This is a genomic window from Serratia myotis (assembly GCF_027474885.1).
Classification (GTDB): domain Bacteria; phylum Pseudomonadota; class Gammaproteobacteria; order Enterobacterales; family Enterobacteriaceae; genus Serratia; species Serratia proteamaculans.
The window spans coordinates 436,092-457,738 of the sequence record NZ_CP099707.1 but is presented as its reverse complement, the minus strand read 5'-3'; the positions used below and the strand labels follow the sequence as shown (position 1 = coordinate 457,738).

The following is a 21,647-nucleotide window of genomic DNA, read 5'->3' as shown; positions in this document are numbered from 1 at the left end:
CGACATGCAACTGACGTTTCTCGGTACCGGCGGTGCTCAGCAGATCCCGGTGTTCGGCTGTGATTGTCTGGTGTGTCAGCGGGCGCGGCGCGAGCCGGCATTTCGGCGCCGACCTTGCAGTGCAATGCTTAAATTTCAAGGGGAAACGACCTTGCTGGATGCGGGATTGCCTTCACTGGAACGGCGCTTTTCGGCGGGGGAAATTAAACGTTTTTTACTGACACATTACCACATGGATCACGTACAGGGGCTATTTCCTTTGCGCTGGGGCTGCGGAAATTTTATTCCGGTGTATGGCCCGGCCGATGAACAGGGCTGTGACGATCTGTTCAAGCACCCGGGTATTCTGGCGTTTCAGCCACCGTTCAAACCTTTCGAAACGGTGGAACTGGGCGGCCTGCAGATCACTCCACTGCCGCTGCAGCATTCGAAACTCACTCTGGGCTACCTGATCCAGGCTGCAGGGAAATCGCTGGCCTATTTGACCGATACCCTTGGTCTGCCACCAGAGACCGAAGCCTATCTGCGTGGGGTACCCATCGATTTAATGGTGCTCGACTGCAGCCTGCCACCCCAGCCGCAGGCACCGCGCAACCACAATGATCTGACCCGCGCGCTGGAAACCCAGCAACGCTTACAACCCGGCCGCACCCTGCTGACGCACATCAGCCACCATCTCGATCTGTGGCTAATGGACAATGAGCTGCCGCCGGGCCTGGAGCTGGCGTTTGATAATCTCAGCGTGCACTGCGGTAACAATGCAGCCGATCGGATTCCAGCACCTTAACGCCGCTGCCGGGGCTGAACGCCTGCTCCAGCAGCGTCTGTGCCACGTCTTTAGCAGCAACTCCGCGCCATTTTCCGGGCAGTAATTTGAACAAGGGAGCACTCACTCGCTCCAGCCAACGCGGCGAGGAGCGCTCACCCAACAGCATGGATGGCCGTACCAGCGTCAGGCGCGGCCAGTTCTGTTCACGCAGCGCCTGTTCCATTTCACCCTTGGTGCGGTTGTAAAGGAAGGTCGAGCGCGGACTGGCACCCAGTGCACTGACCACCAGACAATGCTGCGCGCCTAACCGCCGACCGGTCAGCGCACTTTCGATCACCAGCGTGTAATCGACGTAGTGAAAATTGGCATCACTGCCGGCCTCGCGCCGTGTGGTACCCAGACAGCAGAACACAATATCGACCGGCTGCTCCTGCTCAGTCAGCAGCGCGAACAAATCATCACCCACAGGGTTATCCAATTTTGGGTGCACCGGCAGTGGCTTACGCGTAGGCGCCACAATCGCCGTGACCTGCGGATCGCCCTGCAGCAGGCGCAACAGTTCGCCACCCACCAACCCTGTAGCCCCTACAATGAATACCCGTGCCATATCTCCTCCGCCAAATTGATCGCTCTGAAAAGTATAGTGTGTTGTGTCAGGCCCGCGTCCAATGCAGCTTTTTACCGAAGCCGAGGGTATTGTCGGTCATCTTCACTTCTTGCAGACTCAGTTGCCAAACTGGCGCTTTCATCACTTTGGCAATCGGGAAACGCTTGCAGTAGCGCGCACGTGCATGCTGTTCTTCATCACCGCTCAGCATCACCGCTTCGGCGCGATACTGCACACCACGGATCAACGCAATGGTCTTCGGCTTCGGCGCAATGGTGCCGACCACCCGGCTATTTTGCAGCATCAACTCGCCGTGACGGGTATGAGTTTCGGTCATTAGCCACAGCGTCATGCGCTCGGCATCAAACACGTAAAAACAGTTGGCGCACCACATGTCCAGGCCATTGCCGGCGCACAGCGTCAGCACATGCTGTTTGCTGAGGAAATGTGCAATCTGTTGCTGCTCTTCAGTCGTGTTCAAGGTCAATTCTCCCTTCTTTATCTGGCTTTATCTTACCCTGTGTTGTTGAAGTCGGTCACAAATAACGATAATTCCATCACCACACAAAATGGAATACATAAACACATTCACTGCATTTATATTCAAAATTTGAATAATTACCCTTCTAACATATATAAAACAAAGTAGATTTATTTTGGCATCATAGACCCGGTTTAAATCCATTTTTTTTGCTCATTCTACGGCGCGGTAAAAATTACCGCTCTGACCACTTCATTTTTTATCAAAATATTTACATCTCAAAAAATGCTCAAAATCATTTTTTATTCAAACCACTGCATAACAAGTGAATAGTTATTTATCAAACAGGCTATTTACGTGACGCTAATCACATATTTTAGTCTGGAGCACGTTAAAATAGCGCCATCTTTTCACTCCATAAGGTGGATTAGAAATGGAAAACAATAACCGTAAAATGGCACACATCAGACGGACCACTCATATTATGATGATGGCCCATCGTAGCTGCTTTAGCTTCGCCTTCTTTAACTGCAGATAACCCCCACCTCTCTCGTTGTTACTCTTAACAGCCTGTCACCATTACGCCTAAATTATTTATCCTGAAAAACCAGGATCGGTATCAATTTAATTTATCCGGTAAATAGTGTAGCTAAATGACTGTTTAGGGTACGCACGAAATAAAATCAAAAATAGAATGAACTCAGGTTATGCCTTTAAGCATTACCTCGTTCTCCTCATGCCTTTATTGAGTGAAGGTATTAACGACAAGATTATTAACTTGTCGATGGGATGCCTTTGCCTGAAGAATGATAAAAATGAATAAATTAAAAATTGCCGCTAATACCAAAACATTAAGCTGCTTTGAAACAGCACGCGAAGTTGTCGATGTACATCAGAGTGATTTTAATGATATTGCTGCCATTGTGCTGTCGGTGGAAGACGTCACGCAAGGCATGGTGGCGCACCTCGAAGAAATTGGCCTGAATATTCCTCTGTTCGTTGCGGTGTGTTGTGAAGAAGAATTGGATAATGACATCCTGCCGGCACTGCATGGCGTATTTGAACTCTGTGGCAAGAACACCCAGTTCTACGGCAAGCAACTGGAGGCCGCAGCGGTAAAATATGAAAGTGAACTGCTGCCACCTTTCTTTAATACGCTGACCCAGTACGTCGAAATGGGTAACGCCACCTTTGCTTGCCCTGGGCATCAGGGCGGTGAGTTCTTCCGTAAGCATCCGGCAGGACGTCAGTTCTTTGACTTCTTCGGTGAAACCCTTTTCCGTTCGGATATGTGTAACGCGGACGTCAAGCTGGGTGATTTATTGATCCATGAAGGCGCGCCCTGCGCGGCACAGCAACATGCCGCCAAAGTCTTTAACGCCGATAAAACCTATTTCGTTCTCAACGGCACCTCCGCCTCAAACAAGGTCGCGACCAACGCCCTGCTGACGCGCGGTGATTTGGTGCTGTTCGACCGCAATAACCATAAGTCCAATCACCATGGTGCGCTGATCCAGGCTGGGGCGACACCGGTGTATCTGGAAACCGCTCGCAACCCGTTTGGCTTTATCGGCGGCATTGACGCGCACTGCTTTGAAGAACGTTACTTACGCCAACAGATCCGCGAAGTAGCGCCGGAACGCGCCAATGAAGCCAGGCCTTTCCGTTTGGCCATCATTCAGTTAGGTACTTATGACGGTACCATTTATAACGCCCGTCAGGTGGTCGATAAAATTGGTCATCTGTGCGATTACATTCTGTTCGACTCGGCCTGGGTGGGTTACGAACAGTTCATTCCAATGATGAAAGACTGCTCGCCTTTACTGCTCGAGCTGAATGAAAACGACCCGGGGATCATCGTTACCCAGTCCGTGCATAAGCAGCAGGCCGGGTTCTCACAAACCTCGCAAATTCACAAGAAAGACAAACACATCAAGGGACAAGACCGTTATTGCAACCATAAACGCTTTAACAATGCCTTTATGTTGCATGCATCCACCAGCCCGTTCTACCCACTGTTTGCCGCACTGGACGTCAACGCCAAGATGCACGAGGGTAAAAGCGGTCGACGCCTGTGGAAAGAATGTGTTCGCGTAGGTATTGAAGCGCGCAAAATGCTGCTGGATACCTGCAGCTTAATCAAACCTTTTGTGCCGGACCAAATTGATGGCAAAGCCTGGCAGTCTTATGACACCGAGACAATGTCTAACGATTTGCGCTTCTTTAACTTCATTCCCGGTGAAAAATGGCACGCCTTTGAAGGCTATGAGGAATCGCAATATTTTGTCGACCCGTGCAAATTGCTGCTCACCACGCCGGGCATCGATACGGCTAGCGGTAACTACAGCGATTTCGGTATTCCGGCGACCATTCTGGCCAACTATCTGCGCGAAAACGGCATAGTACCGGAGAAATGCGATCTCAATTCCATTCTGTTCCTGCTGACCCCGGCCGAAGACATCGCCAAAATGCAGCATCTGGTGGCGCTGATTGCCCGCTTTGAAAAACATGTCGAGCAAGATTCGTTAATTAGCGAAGTTCTGCCTGCGGTTTATAAAAACAATCAGCAGCGCTATAAAGATTATACCCTGCGCCAGCTTTGCCAGGAAATGCACGACCTCTACGTAAGTTACGACGTTAAAGAACTGCAGAAAGAAATGTTCCGGAAAAGCTACTTCCCACGAGTGGCAATGAACCCGCAAGACGCTAATACCGAATTCGTCCGCGGTAATGTTGAATTGGTCTCACTGGCCAAAGCCGAGGGCCGAATTGCCGCCGAAGGCGCTTTACCTTATCCCCCAGGTGTTTTATGTGTGGTCCCAGGTGAAGTTTGGGGCGGTGCCGCTCAACGTTATTTCCTGGCATTGGAAGAAGGCATCAATTTATTGCCAGGCTTCGCACCGGAATTACAGGGCGTGTATATCCAGCAGGATGAAGATGGCTGGAACCGCGCTTACGGCTACGTAATGAAAAATTAATCACCTTACAAGGCGGTGAATTCTATTCACCGCCCGGATCGTATTATAAAAGAGAGAATGATCATGAGTAAGACCAATAATAAAATGGGGGTCGTGCAGCTAACGATCCTGACGGCGGTCAACATGATGGGCTCTGGCATAATTATGCTGCCCACCAAGCTGGCGGAAGTCGGCACTATTTCTATCGTTTCCTGGCTGGTCACCGCCGTGGGTTCAATGGCATTGGCCTACGCCTTCGCCAAATGCGGTATGTTCAGCCGCAAATCCGGTGGTATGGGTGGATATGCCGAATACGCCTTCGGTAAATCCGGCAATTTCATGGCGAACTACACCTACGGTGTGTCGCTGCTGATCGCCAACATTGCTATCGCCATTTCCGCCGTCGGCTATGGCACCGAGCTGTTTGGCGCCAACCTGTCGCCGCTGGGGATCTGTATCGCCACCATCGGCGTGCTATGGCTGGCTACCGTCGCCAACTTCGGCGGGGCGCGCCTCACCGGGAAAATCAGCGGCGTCACCGTCTGGGGCGTAATTATCCCGGTCGTGGGGATCTCGATCGTCGGGTGGCACTGGTTTAGCGGCAGCGCTTATATTGCCGCGTGGAACCCGCACTCGGTACCGACTTTTGAAGCCGTTGGCGCCTCTATCTCCATGACGTTATGGGCGTTCCTGGGGCTTGAGTCCGCCTGCGCCAACACCGACGTGGTGGAAAACCCGGAACGTAACGTGCCAATCGCCGTACTGGGCGGCACCCTCAGCGCCGCGGTCATTTATATCGTTTCGACCAACGTGATCGCCGGCATCGTACCGAACATGGAGCTGGCCAATTCGACCGCGCCATTTGGTCTGGCGTTTTCCCACATGTTCAACCCAACGGTCGGCAAGATCATCATGGCCTTGATGATCATGTCCTGCGTCGGCTCACTGCTGGGCTGGCAGTTCACTATCGCCCAGGTATTCAAATCCTCTGCTGACAGCGGCTTCTTCCCGAAAATTTTCTCCAAACTCAGCAAGGCCGATGCACCGGTCAAAGGCATGCTGACCATAGTAGTGATCCAGAGCGTGCTGTCGCTGATGACCATCAGCCCGTCGCTGAATAAACAGTTCAACGTGCTGGTGAATCTGGCGGTGGTGACCAATATCATCCCTTATATTCTGTCGATGGCGGCGCTGATCATCATTCAGAAAGTGGCGAAAGTACCGGAGAAAAAAGCGCGAATTGCCAACATCATTGCCGGCATTGGCGCACTGTACAGTTTCTATGCCCTCTACAGCTCCGGTGAAGAAGCGATGATGTGGGGCGCTATCGCCACCTTCCTCGGTTGGACGCTGTACGGCATGGTTTCACCGCGTTTCGAAATGGTGGGGAAAAAAGGCTCACAGCAGTAACACATTGACCGCCGGGGATGGGATTGCGCTGGAGAACATGCCATCATATTCCGTCCCTGGCCATCAAAGTTGCTGCATATTCATGACCGAAATACTCCCAACCTGGCACCTCTATATGCTACGCATGCCCAGCGGCATGCTGTATACCGGCATCACCACCGACGTGGCTCGGCGGCTGGCGCAACATCAGGCCGGTAAGGGTGCGAAGGCACTGCGAGGTAAAGGGGAACTGGTGCTGGCGTTTCACTGCCTGGCAGGGGATCGTTCAAGGGCACTGAGACTGGAATATCGGGTCAAGCAACTGAGCAAAATGCAAAAAGAGAGGCTGGTGAGTCACCCGCCTCTTTCGTTGGATTATTTACTGCCGGACGTTGAGGTTAAAGCCGGTTAAACGGCTCGGAGTATTCCACCGCCCCGCTAACGTCAAGCAAGGCATCTTCCGCCAGGGGATAAACCTGGAACGCGGCCTCGGTGTCTGGCCAGCGGCATTGCAGCCCATAGGCAGCAGCCGGCTTAAAGCCAAAGCGACCGTAGTAAGTAGGTTCGCCCAGCACCACTACTGCGGCATAGCTGAACTCGTTCAGCGCATCCAGCCCTTCGTAAATCAGCTTTTCGCCCAGCCCCTGTCGACGCAGACTTTCGTCCACCGCCAGCGGTGCCAGACCGACCCATTGACGATCCTCACCGGCTACGTCCACCGGGCTGAACGCGGCATAGCCCACCACGCCACCTTCGTCGTCGGTAGCAACGATGCCCAGCGTCAGCAGGCCGTCTTCGCGCAGTTGCTGCACCAGGTCAGCTTCGTCATCTCGCCCAAAGGCGCGACGCAGCAGAGCATCAATACCCGCCGCATCTACCGGAATTTCTACGCGGATTAACATGTCAGTGGCACACGGGAAGTTTGCACCGTGCCCTCCTGCAGCCCTGCTTCCACAAACTCGGCCAGTTGCAGCAGGCCAATGCGCAACGGCGCAGGCATGGCTTCCAGCTCGATGGCATCCATCAGATTTTTTACATACAGGCCCAATTCGGTATCCCCTTCAATCTGCAGCCGACGCTGAAAGAACAGCGTATCGGGATCTTGCTTACGCGCTGCGATCAGTATCAGATCGTTGGCGTCGCCGCTGAAGCTGACATCAGCTTCGGCGTGTTGGCTGACAACCAGTTTGTCGTTTTCTACCGTCATAAACCAGTGTAGCGCCAGATCGCGAACTTCGATCTTCAACCAGCGCGATTCGAGAAATTCCAGATCGCCATCTGCCAGCGCCTGACGGAACTGCCAGCCCAACACCTGTTCCAGAAGCTGGCGCTGCAAAGCAAACGGCGTGAATTTTAGCGGTACGCGCAGCAGCGACGGCCCTTGGCGTACAATGCGCGCTCGTAATTGTTCCAACACTGTCGTTCACTCCTTTCAACACAGATGCACTATTTTGCCACAGTGGCGCACGGCTGAAGCGCTCTATATCAACAAATAGTGCATTTCGCCGCCAGCTTTATCAATACGCCAGAAGCTGCCTCAAATCAAAACCTGTTCATCGCGCTTTCACTAAAATTGCCTCCCGATTAGCGTTTGCCGGTTGATGACCCTCACCGGCAACCATTGTGACAGTCTATGCCCGCCATGGGTGTACGGCTAAGTCAGGATAAATCTATGGAGCTGCTTTGTCCCGCCGGTAACCTGCCGGCCCTGAAGGCTGCGGTGGATAACGGCGCCGATGCCGTGTATATCGGCCTGAAAGATGATACCAACGCCCGCCACTTTGCCGGCCTCAACTTTACCGAGAAAAAGCTGCAGGAGGCGGTCGAGTACGTGCATCGCCACAAGCGTAAACTGCACATCGCTATTAACACCTTCGCCCACCCGGACGGCTATGCCCGCTGGCAGCGCGCGGTGGATATGGCGGCACAGCTGGGTGCCGACGTGCTGATCCTGGCTGACCTGGCGATGCTGGAATACGCCGCCGAACGTTATCCGCAGTTGGAACGCCACGTGTCGGTGCAGGCTTCCGCCACCAACGAAGAGGCGATCCGCTTCTACCAGCGCCATTTTGATGTCAGCCGGGTGGTACTGCCGCGCGTGTTGTCGATGCATCAGGTCAAACAGCTGGCGCGTACCAGCCCGGTGCCGCTGGAAGTCTTCGCCTTCGGCAGCCTGTGCATCATGGCCGAAGGCCGTTGCTACCTCTCTTCTTACCTGACCGGTGAGTCTCCCAATACCGTCGGAGCCTGTTCTCCGGCACGCTACGTGCGCTGGCAGCAAACGGCGCAGGGCATGGAGTCACGTCTGAATGGCGTGCTGATCGACCGTTACCGGGATGATGAAAATGCCGGTTACCCTACGCTGTGCAAGGGCCGCTATCTGGTGGACGACGTGCGCTATCACGCGCTGGAAGAGCCCACCAGCCTCAATACGCTGGAACTGTTGCCGGAGTTGCTGGCCGCCAATATCGCTTCGGTGAAGATCGAAGGCCGCCAACGCAGCCCGGCCTACGTTAGCCAGGTGGCCCGCGTCTGGCGTCAGGCTATTGATCGCTGCCAGGCCGACCCCGCCGCTTATCAGGCCGACGCAGGCTGGATGGAAGCCCTGGGTGCCGTGTCTGAAGGCACTCAAACCACGCTCGGTGCCTATCACCGTAAATGGCAGTAGCAGGAGGAAGCATGAAATACGCATTAGGCCCGGTGCAGTATTACTGGCCGAAAACTGAGGTCGAAGATTTTTACCGGCAGGCGGTGAACAGCAGCGCAGAGATTATTTACCTCGGCGAGAGCGTCTGCACCAAACGGCGCGAGATGAAGGTCGGTGACTGGCTGGCACTGGCGCAGGAGATTGCCCGCAGCGGTAAACAGGTGGCTCTCTCCACTCTGGCCCTGCTGCAGGCACCGTCCGAACTGAACGAACTGAAGCGCTATGTGGAAAACGGGGAATTCCTGATTGAAGCCAACGATCTGGGTACCGTGAACATGGCGGCGGAACGCAGCCTGCCGTTTGTCGCCGGCCACGCGCTGAACTGCTACAACGCCTACACCCTGCGCCTGCTGCACCGCCAGGGCATGACGCGCTGGTGTATGCCGGTCGAGCTGTCCCGCGACTGGCTGGTCAAGCTGCTGGAACAGTGCGATGAACTGGGTTTCCGCCAGCAGTTTGAGGTGGAAGTACTGAGCTACGGCCATCTGCCGCTGGCCTATTCGGCGCGCTGCTTTACCGCACGATCGGAAGACCGCGCCAAGGATGAATGTGAAACCTGCTGCATTAAGTATCCACAGGGGCGAGTGATGCGTTCACAGGAACAACAGCAGGTGTTTGTGCTCAACGGCATTCAAACCATGAGTGGCTACTGCTACAACCTGGGCAACGAGTTGACCAGTATGCAAGGGCTGGTGGACATCGTGCGCCTGTCGCCGCAGGGGGCAGAGACGCTGGCGCTGGTCGAGCGCTTTCGCGCCAATGAGCAAGGCACACAGCCATTAACCCTCACCGATCAGGCCGACTGCAACGGTTACTGGCGGCGGGTCGCCGGGCTGGAATTGGTGTCGTAATCGCAGGCACGCGACAGAATATCGGGCCTGCAGGATGGGAGTTTGGTTTTGTAGGCCGGGTAAGCAAGCGCCACCCGGCACAGCGGCAACTACTCTTTGAAGAACCAGTAGCCCTGATTTATCAGCTCTGTCAGCTCAGCCACAAACGCCGGGTTTTGCAACGCATTGCCCAGTTCTGGCTGACCCAGCTCGGTATAACGACACAGCGCATCGGCCGCCCGTGCATCGACGGTGTCCAGAGGTTCGCTGTTGACGAAGAAACTGTCGCCGATGTGCAGCACACGCAAGCCACTCAAACGGGTCAGGGTTTCACCGTCCATCAGTGCATTCAGCACCTCGTGGGCTTCATACGGCGGCTCCGCCATAGCGATATCCAGCTCATGACGCGGCGTGGTGGCAAAACGGCCAAACCACTGCTTAAAGTCTTCCGGCTGGTTGATCATTTCGACCATCATTGAGCGCAGGCGCTCAAGTTCGTGTTCTTCTACCCGGCCCGGATGCTCACGCAGGGTTAAATCAGGATCGCTGTAGTGCGCGCCCCCCAGATCGTTTTCCAGTGCGTAGTCAGCAAAGCTGCTGATCAGGTCGCGGCCATTTGGCCCACGGAAACCCACTGAATAGTTAAACGCCGTTTCGTGGGTGAAGCCGTCATGGGGGAAGCCTGGCGGGATGTACAGAATGTCGCCCGGTTCCAAATCCTCATCAATGATCGGTTCGAACGGATCAACATGCAGCAACGCCGGATGTGGGCAGAATTGACGCATCGGCAAGGCATCGCCAACGCGCCAGCGACGACGGCCCATTCCCTGAATGATGAACACATCGTAGTTATCGATGTGTGGCCCCACGCCGCCGCCCGGCACCGAGAAGGAGATCATCAGGTCATCCAGACGCCAGTCTGGCAAAACGCGAAACGGGCGCACCAGTTCGGCTGAGGGGGCATGCCAGTGGTTCACGGCCTGCGCCAGCAAGGACCAGCCTGTTTCGCCCAGGCCATCGAAATGTTCAAACGGACCGTTGCTGGCCTGCCATTCGCCATGGGTCTGGCTGACCAGACGGCTGTCCACTTCTGACTCCATCGCCAATCCCGCCAGTTCGTCTGGCGTGATGGGGTCGACAAAGTTCGGGAAGGCATTTTTCAAAACAACAGGTTTTTTCTGCCAGTATTTCTCTAAAAACTCGGGCCAGTTCAGATTCAGTTGGTAAGCCATATAATCACACCAGTAAGAGGATCCACGGGCGTGATTATGCGAGAGCCTGCGCCGGTCCACCTTGTTAAGGGTCAAGGAAAGGGTGGCTTCAGCCCTCCTTGCTGGATTGCCGTCTGCGGAGCAGGCTGCGCAGCGCTACGCTGTTGTGCACAAAACCCACGCCGACACCCAGCAGGGTATAAATAATCCCCAGCACCAGCAACATCATCACATCGCCCCAGACTTCGTTCAGCGACAGTCCCATCTGGTTTACCCCAGCAACCGCCTTGGTGGCCCAGGTCGAGGGAATACAATAGGAAATCGCCCGCACCCAGCCCGGCATCGCCTGTAGCGGCCAGATGGTACCGGAGAGGTAGAATATCGGCGTGGTGATAAATGCCAGCGTCAGGTAGATCATTTCAACGCTGCGCAGGCACTCGGTCACCAGCTTACCCAGCCCCAGTACCGCCAACAGGAACGGGAAGGTCAGCAGCAAAATTTCTGGAATGCCCGCCGTTTGGCGGTAACCCAGCACCCACGGCCACAGCACGAACAGCACGATCGACAGGAATAACCAGATCGGCAACAGTGCCGTCAGCCCGCCCAAATGGGCCGCCAGCGGTGGCTTGCCACCGGGCATGCTCTTCATGGCAATGCTGACACGTACGCAGGCAATCAATAACGAGTGCTGCAACAGCATCACCAGCAAGCCGGGGAAGATAATCGCCGCAAAGCTGATGCCGGGGTTGAACACATCCAGCGTCTGCCCCTGTATGGGCGTCAGGATCACCTGCGCCTGGCGTTCGCTGAAACCACTGCGCAACAATAAGCCATTGTTGTACTGGGAAAGGAGCTGTTGATAGGCCGCCACCACGTCTTGCTGGATCTGCCCATTGGCCAGCCGGTTGGTGGCATCGCCGTAAACCGGCACCACGATATTTTGGCCGCTCAGGATCTTTTTCTCCAGATCCACCGGCATGATGATCACCGCGAACAGCTTACGCCAGCCGAGGTCACTTTTTGCCTGCTCAATGCTGTCGTAAGTCACGATGGCAATCTTCGAGGTGGCATCCAGTTGGCGGATCAATTCACGGCTGGCCGTGCTGTGGTCCTGATCGATAACGCCGACCGGCAGATCCCACACCGTTCGGTTGGCATAGACCATGCTCATGACGCACAGCGACAGGATCAGCATCAGCCACATCGGCCGCTCCAGCATGCCCAACAGCACCCGGACGAAGGTTTTCCAGTAGATTTTCATCCTGCGTTCCCTTCTTTCTGCAACCGCGGCAGCAGTCGGTTACGCACCAGCAGCGCGGCCACCAGCGGATAGACAAACAACAACGCGCAAACGCTGAAGATGGCACTGGCCGGTACCTGCCGCAGGAACACGTCAAACATCGCATACAGCGCATGGGTCAAGGGCTCAATATTGGAGATGATGCGTGCCGGTAACGGCATCGACAGCTCCGGTACCGCCATCCCCGAGAAGGTCAGCGCAATACTCACCAGGATGGCGATCAGGCTATAGGCGGTGATGGTGGTGCTGGTAAAGGTATACAACAGCAGGCCAATGCTCTGCGCCGCCATCACGTAGAAGAAGGCTATCATCAGCATGAACAGCGGATTACCGCTGACGCGGGCATCAAAAATGCCCACCAGCGCGGCAATCTCAACCATCAACAGACTGGTGAAACACAGGGTGTAGGGTGCCAGTTTACCCAGCAGCGCCAGGCTGAACGGCCGGGCCGTCAGCAGCGATTTACTGCGCGCCAGCACGTAGATCATGCAGGTCACCACAAACAGCTGTAACAGGTGAATGGTGGCGGCAAACTGCTGGTAATAGATGTAGCTGCCGCTGGCATTGAATAAACTGCCGTACGACAGCGTCACGTCCGCCAGCGGCGGCAAGGTTTTCCCCATCTCGGCGGCGATAATGCTGCGGTAGTTGGCGTTAATCTCGGTCATCAGACCGCTGAAATCCTGGGTGGAATACAACCCGGCCCCATAGAACAACGCGTTGTAGTACATCACCACGCTCGGCTGCTTGCCCGCCAGCGCATTGGCTTCGAAATCCGGCGGCACATACAGCAGCGCGTAATCCTGTGCGCTTCGCAGGCGGTGCAGCGACTCGGCCAACCCGCCGTCATAGAGTTCGACATGGGCATGAGAGCCAGCATCCAGTCTGCGGGTCAGCGACTTGGACAGCGAACTGTGATCGTTATCCACCACCGACACCGGCAGATCGAGCAAGGTGCCTTCGGAAAAGTTGCTGCTGATCAGGCCAAACAGGATCAGCGGAAAAATCCAGCTCAGCCAGTGCACCACCGGGCTGCGGAAGGCAACGCGGCACTCGTTGTCAAACGCGTGGCTGAAGCAGCGCCAACCGGCCCTTACTCTTTCCATAGCCATAAGCTGCTCATCCCTGGACGCAGGCCGTCAACCGGCTGTGACGGATACAGGCGCACTTCAAAGGTTTTCAGATCGAAGTCACCGGTAGCGCGGGTGGCGCGTTTAGTGGCGTAGTCGCCCAGCGGCGCAATGTAACGTACCTCTGCCTCGATCATTTTGTTCTTCAGCGCCGGTACCCGCATCTGGATCTTATCGCCCTTGCGAACATGAGCCAAAATGTCTTCACGCAGGTTAAACACGAAGTAGGCATCCGGAACGCGGATCAGCGTCAGCAACGGGCTGCCGGCATTCAGCAGTTCTCCCACCTCCGCCGGGATCGGCCCCACTTCACCGGCCACCGGGGCTACAACCCGCAGATCGTCCGTCTGGGCTTTCACTTGCAGCAGGTTTTCTTCCGCCGCCCGCAGCGCTGCAGCATATTGCTGGCGCAGTTCGATACGGTCGCCGTTAGTGCCTTCGTCCAGATTGGCCTTGGCCGCCTGCACCTGTTGGAATGCGGTATCACGTGCACGGCGCGAGCTATCCAACTCGGACTTCGAAATATAACCTTTGCCGGATACGCTCAGGTTACGGTTGTAGTCATTCTGCGCATTACGGTATTGCGCCTCGGCCTGCGCCAGGTTGGCACGCAGATTACGGATGCTTTCTTCACGCGTACCGTGCAGAGATTGGTCGAGCTGCGCCTTGGCTTCATCGCGTGACGCCTGTGCAGAACGCAGTTGCGCCATCAACTCCGGGCTATCAAGCTGGATCATGACCTGTGCGGCTTTTACGTCGTCACCCCGCTCCACCAGCCGTTCAATCACTCGCCCCTTGGCTTTGGAGGCCACGATCACCTCCGGTGCGTCCACTTCCCCTTGCAATAACAAATCCTGATTATGCGCGCGGAACAAGATCGCCATGGCGACCGCCACCACCATCAACAGTAAGGTAAACAACGTCTTTTTTTTCATTCTCTCAGCTCCCTGAGCGATAAGCGGCGGGTGGAATCATCACGTCCATATTTCAATCGGCTCCCAAAAAAACCATTTTACTCATAAGGATATCACAAGCACATATATCCTCTTTTATAACCATAAATTGGATTATGCTTTTAACACTAAAAGCACATTTGGCTTTGTAGTTTGCAGACTTCTGCAATCGCCCTTTAAGCGATCAACTCTTTGATGGACGATGTCATGACTGAAAAAACGGCGATACCTGTCTCAGTATTGGATTTATCCCCTATCCCGCAAGGGGCCAAACCGCGCGATGCATTTCACGCCTCTTTAGATCTAGCACAACATGCCGAAAAATGGGGCTTCCAGCGTTATTGGCTGGCAGAACACCACAATATGACCGGCATCGGCAGCGCGGCCACCTCGGTGCTGCTGGGCTATCTGGCCGCCGGTACCCAGAGCATCCGCCTCGGGTCCGGTGGCGTGATGCTGCCCAACCATGCGCCGTTGGTGATCGCCGAGCAGTTCGGCACGCTGGAGTCGCTTTATCCCGGGCGTATCGATCTGGGTCTGGGCCGCGCTCCCGGTACCGACCAACGCACCATGATGGCGCTGCGTCGTCATCTGTCCGGTGAAGTGGATAATTTCCCACGCGACGTGCAGGAACTGCAGCATTACTTCTGTGATGTCCAACCGGGCCAACCGGTGCAGGCGGTACCCGGCCAGGGGCTGCATGTGCCGATCTGGCTGTTGGGCTCCAGCCTGTACAGCGCACAGTTGGCAGCACAGCTCGGCCTGCCGTTTGCCTTCGCTTCCCATTTTGCGCCAGAGATGCTGTTCCAGGCATTTAATCTGTATCGCGATAACTTCAAGCCTTCCGAGCAGTGCCAGCAACCGCACGCCATGGTATGTGTCAACGTGGTGGCCGCCGACAGTGACGCTGAAGCGCGCTTCCTGTTTACCTCGATGCAGCAGCAGTTTATCAATCTGCGCCGCGGCTCGCCGGGTCCGTTGCCAGCGCCAGTCGACAATATCCACGCCTTGTGGACCGCCGGGGAACAATACGGGGTCGATCAGGCGCTGCGCATGTCGGTTATCGGCAATGAAGCTACCGTACGCAGCGGGTTGCAGACGCTACTCAACGAAACCGGTGCGGATGAAATCATGGTCAACGGCCAGATCTTTGACCATCAGGCTCGGCTGCATTCGTTTGAGATTGTCGCCACCGTGAAGGGCGATTTGGTGAAAGGTTAATTAAGCCCGTGGGGGAAACCACTCCCCCACGTTGACTACCCCGTCAGATTTGTTTTACCGCTTCCCGCCTCTGCTGACGTTCTGCTCGTTGGTACTGCAGTGTCCGGCCCAGCAACACCAGCATCAGGCAAAACTCAGCCAACATCGCCACCAGTACCGCTTTGAGGTAGTTGCCGGGTTCAAGATGCAGCACCTGCACTAACAGCGTCCCCAGCAGGATCGGCCCCAGCCCCAACGCGGTCTGCTGAACCGTAGTCAACATCGCGCTACCGGAGCCCGCATGCTCAGTCGGCACGTCAGACAACCCAATACGGAAGAAGCTGCTGACGATAAAGGCCTGGCCAAAACCTATCAGCACCGTCGCCGGGATCAGGTTCCAGACTCCCGGCTGCGGCCAGACCAGCTTTAGTGTTAACATCAGCGCCAACAGGCCTGCTATCTGCATCAGACAGCCAAAGATCAGCGTCCGCATCTCACCGAAGCGCTCCACCACTTTGCTGCTCAGCAGCGATGAGATAAAAAATGCCGCCCCCAGCGCAATAAAGGCATTCCCTGACTGGAACGAACTCAGCCCGGCACCGGCCTGCAGCGTCAGTGCCATCACAAACATGAAGCCGCTCCAACAGGAGAAGAACAGGATGGCGAGCACCAGCCCGAAGCGCACGCTTGGCAAACGCAGTAAGGCAGGCGGTAATAATGGGGAGTTCTGCCGCTGCTCCTGACGCCGTTCAACCTGCCACAGTAACCAGAGCAAGGGAACGCTGGCCACCAACAGCACCAAACACTGCCACGGCCAGTGCCACATCGGTCCCAACGCCAACGGAAACAGCAGGCAGGCAATAGTTAACCCCAGTAACAGGGTGCCGGGCAGATCGAGACTGACTTGTTTCTCCCCACGGGTATTCGGTACCCAACGATAGGCGCAGGCCAGTACCAGCAAACACACCGGGATATTAATCAGAAACACGCTGCGCCAACCAAGTCCACCGATGTTAAAGGTGATCAACAGCCCGCCCAACACCTGGCCCACGATAAACGCCAACCCGCCGATAGCGCCATACAGTCCCAGCGCCCGAGTGTGTTCACGGCCCCGCAGCCCCACATGGATGGTGGCCAGGATTTGCGGCACGATCAAAGCAGCCCCTATCCCCTGCAACACCCGTGCGAGCAGCAAAAACCAGACAGCGTTAGCTAACCCACACATCAATGAGGCGATGCCAAATATCAGCACGCCCCACAGGAACAGATTGCGCCGCCCCAGATTATCCCCCAGGCGTCCGGCCATCGCCAGACACACGGCAAACGCCACGCCGTATACCGCGACAATCAGTTCCAGCTGCGTCGGGCTGGCGCCCAGCGATTGTGCTATCGAATCCAGCCCGACGTTAACGATGGAAAAGTCGATCGTCGGCAATAATTGCCCCGCCAGTAAAATAATCAATCCCGCGCGGCCTAGCCGGATGGCAGGTGGTGGTGTTTTCATTTTCTCATCCATTGAGTTAATCCCATCAAGTGGCCAGTATCCGCTTCAATTTCAACAGTAACCAGTGTTTGATTATGCTGGTATAAACACTACCGGTGTTTGTGGCTGGAGAGGGATTGTGCAATGAAGGGGAAAAAATGGGGCGGTCAATGCCGCCCCTGAGTTAGCGCTGGATCAGATAGCGGATGGTCGGTCCGTCCTGCTGGATATCCAGCACCTTATAGCCGTGGTTGCGTGCATCAAGGGGAATGTTGTTGATCGACTGCGGGCAGTCGCTGATCACCTCGAGGATTTCCCCCGGCTTCAACTGCGGCATCGCCTCCAGCGTCGCCACGGCCGGATAAGGGCAAGGCTCGCCCAGCATATCCAACCGGTAATCCGGCACTATCGCCGCTTGTTTCATGACACACTCCTTAAATTAACCACCTGCGCGTCGGGTTTGGCGCGGAAAAAACGTTTCTCCCACCACAGCATGGCGCCAAACGCCACTGCCAGCAGCAGGTAGGTCACCAACAGGCCGCCAATTGGGCCGAAGGTCTCCAGCAGGTTGACCTTATCGTAGTCGGTGGCCAGCGTTGGGGCCAAATCATCCCAGTAATAGGCCAACAGCGTAGCGCCAATGATATTCCCCAACCCTACCCACCAGTAATGCACCTGACCTTCTACCGCGCGGTACATCCAGCCAGTTTCGCAGCCGCCCGCGAGGACGATGCCGAAACCAAACAACAATCCGCCCAGTACCGCATTGGGGCCAGCCCACATGATTTTTGGTGCCACACCCAGTTGCACGTAGCTGAAAATACCAATGGCACTGGCGGCCATACCGAGAATGATCGCTTTCGCCATGTGAGTACGGCCGCTGATCCACAGATCGCGGAACGCCGAGGTGAAGCAAATTTGCGCCCGTTCAATCAGCAGGCCAAAACCAATGCCAAACAACATGGCAATCCCCAGCTTCGGGGCATCAAACAGCGTCCACAGCGACCAGGCGATCGCCAGACAGAAAACCACCATGCCCAGACGGAAACGACGGCGCGCCTGTTCCGGCTTTTGGGTCAGCGGCGCGGCGGCCTTCACTTTCTGCAATTTGATCGGAATGCGGAACATCGGCAGCAGGGTAAATTTGGCACCAAAGTAAGAACCGGCGGCGGTCGCCAGCGCAAAGAACCAGGCGTGCAGCGAGAACTGCGGAATGCCGGTAAAGAAGGCCGCCAGGTTGCAGCCCATCGCCAGGCGTGCCCCAAAACCGGCGATAATCCCCCCCAGCAGCGCCTGCACAATGCGGATGCGGTTCTGCGGCTGGCGCAGCTTGATGTTGTTGGCCCATAGCGCAGCGGCGATACAGCCGGCGAACATGCCGATGATCATTCTGCCGTCGATGCGCTGTAGTGGCGTCCCTTCAAGGCCGATGACCTTGAAGTAACCCCATTGCTCGGGGTGCAGACCGAACCACTGCAAAACGTGGCCGCCCCAGCGGGTAAACTCGCCGGTCACCGCCCAGAAGGCCCCGGTCAAACCGAAGTAGTAGGTAGAAAGGATCCCGGCGGCAATCACCGCAGGTAAAGGTGCCCAAAAGCGCACCAGGTATTGAGACTTAAACTGCTGCCAACTCATGGCATCTCCCGTGCGTAGTATCCATAAGAAAAAAACCTTATAAATGATACGCCATTTTCTGCCCATTAACGGCGAATTTCAGGCATAATAAATATCCTCCGGCATAGCCGGAGGTTTTTCATATGCGCCTATAAGGCTCTGTTACCAGCCGCGCCCTAACAGGCGCATAGCAATCTGACATTTGCATCTATGGATTACTTACGGCCCGTAAACGGGCTACCTGGATACGGGATCGAGAGTTGCTCACCCATTTTATCCTCTTCCAGTTGGTGCTTTATGTATTCTTGTATCCTGGCCGTGTTTTTCCCTACCGTATCAACGTAATACCCTCGGCACCAAAACTCCCTGTTACGGTATTTGAACTTCAAATCCCCAAACTGCTCATAAAGCATCAGGCTGCTCTTTCCCTTCAGGTACCCCATAAACCCCGATACACTCATCTTCGGCGGGATTTCCAGAAGCATATGAATGTGATCCGCACAGCATTCCGCTTCCAGAATATTCACGTTTTTCCATTCGCACAGCTTTCTTAAAATACTGCCAATCGCTTTGCGTTTTTCCCCGTAGAACACCTTTCTTCGGTACTTCGGCGCAAAAACTATGTGATATTTACAGTTCCATCGGGTGTGCGCTAAGCTCTTTTCGTCCCTCATTGGGACCCCCTTTTGATTTCTTGTTGAACATTTGCAGTTGCCAGACCGCAAACTGTTTTAACAAATCAAAAGGGGTTTTTATAACTGGCTCAAAGCTGAAAGCTTTACTGAACCCCCAGCCTAGCTGGGGGTTTTCTGTGCACAAAAAAACCAGCCCGAAGGCTGGTTTTTAGTCCGATTAACCGTGAACGGCTAAATCAGGCGTTATGCATCACCGAAGCGACGACGTGGTGCAGCCGGAGCGGCGTCATCACGACGTGGGGCGCGCTGGCCGTCACGGTTGAAGTTACCGCCACGACGCTCGCCACCGTTGCCGGCAGGTGCAGCAGCACCGCCTTCACGACGATCACCGAAAGAACGACGGCCTGGGTTTGCCCCTTCACGACGTTCGCCGGTGGAAGGACGAGCCCCACCACGACGCTCACCGTTACCGGCAGGTGCAGGACGCTCACGACGTTCATGCGGCTGTGCATCGCCCAGCAGTTGCATGTTCATCGGCTTGTTCAGGATACGGGTACGGGTGAAATGAGACAGGATCTCGCCCGGCATACCTTTTGGCAGCTCGATAGTGGAGTGGCCGGCAAACAGCTTGATGTTACCAATGTAACGGCTGCTGATGTCGCCTTCGTTAGCGATCGCGCCAACGATATGACGAACTTCAACGCCGTCATCACGGCCCACTTCAATGCGGTACAGCTGCATTTCGCCAACGTCACGACGTTCACGACGTGGACGCTCAGCGCCACCGTCACGGCTGTCTGGACGCGCGTCACGACGACGGTCGCTACCGCGATCGTCACGGTCGTTGAATTCACGACGCTGACGCGGTTTGAACACAGGATCAGCTGGCAGGATCAGAGGACGTTCGCCCTGTGCCATTTTCAGCAGTGCTGCGGCCAGAGTTTCCATTTCCAGCTCTTCTTCACCCGGCTGCAGTTTAGCCAGCAGGCCGCGGTACATGTCCAGATCGCTGCTTTCCAGCTGTTGCTGTACTTTAGCGGCAAACTTGGCCAGACGACGCTCACCCAGCAGTTCTACATTCGGCAGTTCAACTTCTGGAATGGTCAGCTTCATGGTGCGTTCGATGTTGCGCAGCAGGCGGCGTTCGCGGTTTTCAACGAACAGCAGCGCACGGCCGGCACGACCAGCACGGCCAGTACGGCCGATACGGTGAACGTAAGACTCGGAATCCATAGGGATGTCGTAGTTCACAACCAGGCTGATACGTTCAACGTCCAGGCCACGGGCAGCAACGTCGGTCGCGATCAGGATATCCAGACGACCATCTTTCAGACGCTCCAGGGTCTGCTCACGCAGGGCCTGGTTCATGTCACCGTTCAGTGCGGCGCTGCTGTAACCACTGCGCTCCAGCGCTTCGGCCACTTCCAGGGTCGCGTTTTTGGTACGCACGAAGATAATCGCCGCATCAAAGTCTTCAGCTTCCAGGAAACGTACCAACGCTTCGTTTTTACGCATGCCCTGCACAGTCCAGTAGCTCTGGCTGATGTCCGGACGGGTAGTGACGCTGGATTGAATGCGCACTTCCTGCGGATCTTTCATAAAGCGACGGGTAATGCGACGGATAGCTTCCGGCATGGTTGCAGAGAAGAGCGCGGTCTGATGTTCAGCCGGGATCTCCGCCATGATGGTTTCAACGTCTTCGATAAAGCCCATGCGCAGCATTTCGTCGGCTTCATCCAGCACCAGACCGCTCAGGTTAGAGAGGTTCAGAGTGCCACGCTTCAGGTGGTCCAGCAGACGGCCTGGGGTACCAACTACAACTTGCGGGCCCTGACGCAGAGCGCGCAGCTGAACGTCATAACGCTGGCCGCCGTACAGGGCCACAACGTTAACGCCATTCATGTGTTTTGCGAAATCGGTCATTGCTTCAGCAACCTGAACCGCCAGTTCGCGGGTCGGTGCCAGCACCAGAATCTGAGGTGATTTCAACTCAGCTTTCAGGTTGTGCAACAGTGGCAGCGAGAATGCTGCAGTTTTACCGCTACCGGTCTGTGCCATGCCCAGCACATCGCGGCCGTTCAACAGGTGAGGAATACACTCAGCCTGGATCGGTGACGGTTTTTCGTAGCCCAGATCGGTCAGGGCAGAAATGATCGGAGCAGACAGCCCCAGGTCAGCAAAAGAGGTTTCAAGCTCAGTAGTCATGTACACGTGCCTCATTAATAATGGCAGCCAGTCTACATAACTCGTCGAGAAAATTTTCAGTCATTTTCATTGAAAAGTGTGAACCGGCTCAAATTAGATTATAAAACGAACAAAAAAGCCCTCGCCCGTTAAGGCGATAACTTTGGCAAAAAACCAATGTATATCAGGCTGATAGT

At 55.4% G+C, this 21,647-nt stretch carries 22 protein-coding genes; 8 read left to right on the top strand and 14 right to left on the bottom strand.

Annotation, left to right across the window (positions count from 1 at the left end; translation table 11 throughout):
• Positions 1-4 precede the first annotated feature (4 nt).
• The gene (phnP, locus tag NHG65_RS02095) at positions 5-787 is read left to right on the top strand and encodes a phosphonate metabolism protein PhnP (RefSeq protein ID WP_261427703.1); all 783 of its coding nucleotides are present in this window, start codon (positions 5-7) and stop codon (positions 785-787) included.
• Here phnP and NHG65_RS02090 read toward each other — a convergent pair.
• Positions 738-1,376 carry an NAD(P)H-binding protein gene (locus tag NHG65_RS02090; protein ID WP_207978086.1) on the bottom strand — a complete coding sequence of 213 codons (639 nt, stop codon included), beginning with the start codon at positions 1,374-1,376 and terminating at the stop codon, positions 738-740. The genes phnP and NHG65_RS02090 overlap by 50 nt on opposite strands.
• Before the next feature lie 46 nt (positions 1,377-1,422).
• Positions 1,423-1,857, bottom strand: a complete 435-nt coding sequence (locus NHG65_RS02085; RefSeq protein ID WP_207978088.1) for a YhbP family protein — start codon at positions 1,855-1,857, stop codon at positions 1,423-1,425.
• A gap of 433 nt (positions 1,858-2,290) precedes the next feature.
• On the opposite strand from NHG65_RS02085, the gene speFL reads away from it, so the two are divergent.
• The 4 genes from speFL (at position 2,291) to NHG65_RS02065 (ending at position 6,615) form a co-directional block, all read left to right on the top strand.
• Positions 2,291-2,395 (top strand): leader peptide SpeFL, encoded by a 105-nt coding sequence (gene speFL / locus NHG65_RS02080; protein ID WP_112347931.1) that lies wholly within the window; start codon positions 2,291-2,293, stop codon positions 2,393-2,395.
• Positions 2,396-2,672: 277 nt separating this feature from the next.
• Entirely contained in the window at positions 2,673-4,835 is a 2,163-nt protein-coding gene (gene speF / locus NHG65_RS02075; protein WP_099064512.1) for an ornithine decarboxylase SpeF, read from the top strand.
• A 63-nt stretch (positions 4,836-4,898) separates the two neighbouring features.
• Positions 4,899-6,224: a putrescine-ornithine antiporter gene (potE, locus tag NHG65_RS02070; protein WP_099064511.1), complete on the top strand. Its 1,326-nt coding sequence runs from the start codon at positions 4,899-4,901 to the stop codon at positions 6,222-6,224.
• A gap of 82 nt (positions 6,225-6,306) precedes the next feature.
• Positions 6,307-6,615 carry a GIY-YIG nuclease family protein gene (locus tag NHG65_RS02065; protein WP_157765460.1) on the top strand — a complete coding sequence of 103 codons (309 nt, stop codon included), beginning with the start codon at positions 6,307-6,309 and terminating at the stop codon, positions 6,613-6,615.
• Here the strand turns inward: NHG65_RS02065 and NHG65_RS02060 are convergent.
• Together NHG65_RS02060 and ubiT are read right to left on the bottom strand one after the other, a co-directional pair.
• Positions 6,602-7,105 carry a GNAT family N-acetyltransferase gene (locus tag NHG65_RS02060; RefSeq protein ID WP_207978090.1) on the bottom strand — a complete coding sequence of 168 codons (504 nt, stop codon included), beginning with the start codon at positions 7,103-7,105 and terminating at the stop codon, positions 6,602-6,604. The genes NHG65_RS02065 and NHG65_RS02060 overlap by 14 nt on opposite strands.
• The gene (ubiT, locus tag NHG65_RS02055; protein WP_085119498.1) at positions 7,099-7,620 is read right to left on the bottom strand and encodes a ubiquinone anaerobic biosynthesis accessory factor UbiT; all 522 of its coding nucleotides are present in this window, start codon (positions 7,618-7,620) and stop codon (positions 7,099-7,101) included. Before ubiT ends, NHG65_RS02060 begins: the two co-directional genes overlap by 7 nt.
• A gap of 255 nt (positions 7,621-7,875) precedes the next feature.
• Between ubiT and ubiU the strand changes: the two genes are divergently transcribed.
• Positions 7,876-8,871, top strand: a complete 996-nt coding sequence (gene ubiU / locus NHG65_RS02050) for a ubiquinone anaerobic biosynthesis protein UbiU (RefSeq protein ID WP_099064508.1) — start codon at positions 7,876-7,878, stop codon at positions 8,869-8,871.
• 11 nt (positions 8,872-8,882) lie between these two features.
• Positions 8,883-9,761: a U32 family peptidase gene (locus NHG65_RS02045; RefSeq protein ID WP_099064507.1), complete on the top strand. Its 879-nt coding sequence runs from the start codon at positions 8,883-8,885 to the stop codon at positions 9,759-9,761.
• 89 nt (positions 9,762-9,850) lie between these two features.
• Here the strand turns inward: NHG65_RS02045 and NHG65_RS02040 are convergent, their stop codons facing one another.
• The 4 genes from NHG65_RS02040 to NHG65_RS02025 all read right to left on the bottom strand — a co-directional run bounded on the left by NHG65_RS02040 (position 9,851) and on the right by NHG65_RS02025 (position 14,316).
• Positions 9,851-10,972, bottom strand: a complete 1,122-nt coding sequence (locus NHG65_RS02040; protein ID WP_207978092.1) for a ribosomal protein uL16 3-hydroxylase — start codon at positions 10,970-10,972, stop codon at positions 9,851-9,853.
• An 88-nt stretch (positions 10,973-11,060) separates the two neighbouring features.
• Positions 11,061-12,212 carry an ABC transporter permease gene (locus NHG65_RS02035; protein WP_207978094.1) on the bottom strand — a complete coding sequence of 384 codons (1,152 nt, stop codon included), beginning with the start codon at positions 12,210-12,212 and terminating at the stop codon, positions 11,061-11,063.
• On the bottom strand, positions 12,209-13,363 hold the full coding sequence (locus tag NHG65_RS02030) for an ABC transporter permease (protein WP_099064504.1): 1,155 nt from the start codon (positions 13,361-13,363) through the stop codon (positions 12,209-12,211). The genes NHG65_RS02035 and NHG65_RS02030 overlap by 4 nt, the downstream gene beginning before the upstream one ends.
• Complete coding sequence (locus NHG65_RS02025) at positions 13,345-14,316, bottom strand: HlyD family secretion protein (RefSeq protein ID WP_099064503.1); 972 nt, start codon at positions 14,314-14,316, stop codon at positions 13,345-13,347. Before NHG65_RS02025 ends, NHG65_RS02030 begins: the two co-directional genes overlap by 19 nt.
• 225 nt (positions 14,317-14,541) lie before the next feature.
• Between NHG65_RS02025 and NHG65_RS02020 the strand changes: the two genes are divergently transcribed.
• Positions 14,542-15,555, top strand: coding sequence for a luciferase-like monooxygenase (locus NHG65_RS02020; RefSeq protein ID WP_207978096.1), 1,014 nt, complete (start codon positions 14,542-14,544; stop codon positions 15,553-15,555).
• Positions 15,556-15,598: 43 nt separating this feature from the next.
• On the opposite strand, the gene NHG65_RS02015 is transcribed toward NHG65_RS02020, so the two are convergent.
• The 6 genes from NHG65_RS02015 to yrbN all read right to left on the bottom strand — a co-directional run bounded on the left by NHG65_RS02015 (position 15,599) and on the right by yrbN (position 21,535).
• Entirely contained in the window at positions 15,599-17,038 is a 1,440-nt protein-coding gene (locus tag NHG65_RS02015; RefSeq protein WP_207978097.1) for an MFS transporter, read from the bottom strand.
• Between the two features lie 163 nt (positions 17,039-17,201).
• Positions 17,202-17,441: a sulfurtransferase-like selenium metabolism protein YedF gene (gene yedF, locus NHG65_RS02010; protein ID WP_004952879.1), complete on the bottom strand. Its 240-nt coding sequence runs from the start codon at positions 17,439-17,441 to the stop codon at positions 17,202-17,204.
• Positions 17,438-18,652 (bottom strand): selenium metabolism membrane protein YedE/FdhT, encoded by a 1,215-nt coding sequence (gene yedE, locus NHG65_RS02005; protein ID WP_129935223.1) that lies wholly within the window; start codon positions 18,650-18,652, stop codon positions 17,438-17,440. Before yedE ends, yedF begins: the two co-directional genes overlap by 4 nt.
• Before the next feature lie 194 nt (positions 18,653-18,846).
• Positions 18,847-19,305: an IS200/IS605-like element IS1541C family transposase gene (gene tnpA / locus NHG65_RS02000; protein WP_129935314.1), complete on the bottom strand. Its 459-nt coding sequence runs from the start codon at positions 19,303-19,305 to the stop codon at positions 18,847-18,849.
• A gap of 204 nt (positions 19,306-19,509) precedes the next feature.
• Complete coding sequence (locus NHG65_RS01995; RefSeq protein WP_099064501.1) at positions 19,510-21,471, bottom strand: DEAD/DEAH family ATP-dependent RNA helicase; 1,962 nt, start codon at positions 21,469-21,471, stop codon at positions 19,510-19,512.
• The gene (gene yrbN, locus NHG65_RS01990) at positions 21,461-21,535 is read right to left on the bottom strand and encodes a protein YrbN (protein ID WP_223499600.1); all 75 of its coding nucleotides are present in this window, start codon (positions 21,533-21,535) and stop codon (positions 21,461-21,463) included. Before yrbN ends, NHG65_RS01995 begins: the two co-directional genes overlap by 11 nt.
• Between the last annotated feature and the right edge of the window lie 112 nt (positions 21,536-21,647).

Coding starts and splice junctions, on each gene's coding strand:
- phnP (WP_261427703.1), top strand. CDS start 5: ATGCAACTGACGTTTCTCGGTACCGGCGGTGCTCAGCAGATCCCGGTG.
- NHG65_RS02090 (WP_207978086.1), bottom strand. CDS start 1,376: ATGGCACGGGTATTCATTGTAGGGGCTACAGGGTTGGTGGGTGGCGAA.
- speFL (WP_112347931.1), top strand. CDS start 2,291: ATGGAAAACAATAACCGTAAAATGGCACACATCAGACGGACCACTCAT.
- speF (WP_099064512.1), top strand. CDS start 2,673: ATGAATAAATTAAAAATTGCCGCTAATACCAAAACATTAAGCTGCTTT.
- potE (WP_099064511.1), top strand. CDS start 4,899: ATGAGTAAGACCAATAATAAAATGGGGGTCGTGCAGCTAACGATCCTG.
- NHG65_RS02065 (WP_157765460.1), top strand. CDS start 6,307: ATGACCGAAATACTCCCAACCTGGCACCTCTATATGCTACGCATGCCC.
- NHG65_RS02060 (WP_207978090.1), bottom strand. CDS start 7,105: ATGTTAATCCGCGTAGAAATTCCGGTAGATGCGGCGGGTATTGATGCT.
- ubiU (WP_099064508.1), top strand. CDS start 7,876: ATGGAGCTGCTTTGTCCCGCCGGTAACCTGCCGGCCCTGAAGGCTGCG.
- NHG65_RS02045 (WP_099064507.1), top strand. CDS start 8,883: ATGAAATACGCATTAGGCCCGGTGCAGTATTACTGGCCGAAAACTGAG.
- NHG65_RS02040 (WP_207978092.1), bottom strand. CDS start 10,972: ATGGCTTACCAACTGAATCTGAACTGGCCCGAGTTTTTAGAGAAATAC.
- NHG65_RS02035 (WP_207978094.1), bottom strand. CDS start 12,212: ATGAAAATCTACTGGAAAACCTTCGTCCGGGTGCTGTTGGGCATGCTG.
- NHG65_RS02030 (WP_099064504.1), bottom strand. CDS start 13,363: ATGGCTATGGAAAGAGTAAGGGCCGGTTGGCGCTGCTTCAGCCACGCG.
- NHG65_RS02025 (WP_099064503.1), bottom strand. CDS start 14,316: ATGAAAAAAAAGACGTTGTTTACCTTACTGTTGATGGTGGTGGCGGTC.
- NHG65_RS02020 (WP_207978096.1), top strand. CDS start 14,542: ATGACTGAAAAAACGGCGATACCTGTCTCAGTATTGGATTTATCCCCT.
- NHG65_RS02015 (WP_207978097.1), bottom strand. CDS start 17,038: ATGAAAACACCACCACCTGCCATCCGGCTAGGCCGCGCGGGATTGATT.
- yedF (WP_004952879.1), bottom strand. CDS start 17,441: ATGAAACAAGCGGCGATAGTGCCGGATTACCGGTTGGATATGCTGGGC.
- yedE (WP_129935223.1), bottom strand. CDS start 18,652: ATGAGTTGGCAGCAGTTTAAGTCTCAATACCTGGTGCGCTTTTGGGCA.
- tnpA (WP_129935314.1), bottom strand. CDS start 19,305: ATGAGGGACGAAAAGAGCTTAGCGCACACCCGATGGAACTGTAAATAT.
- NHG65_RS01995 (WP_099064501.1), bottom strand. CDS start 21,471: ATGACTACTGAGCTTGAAACCTCTTTTGCTGACCTGGGGCTGTCTGCT.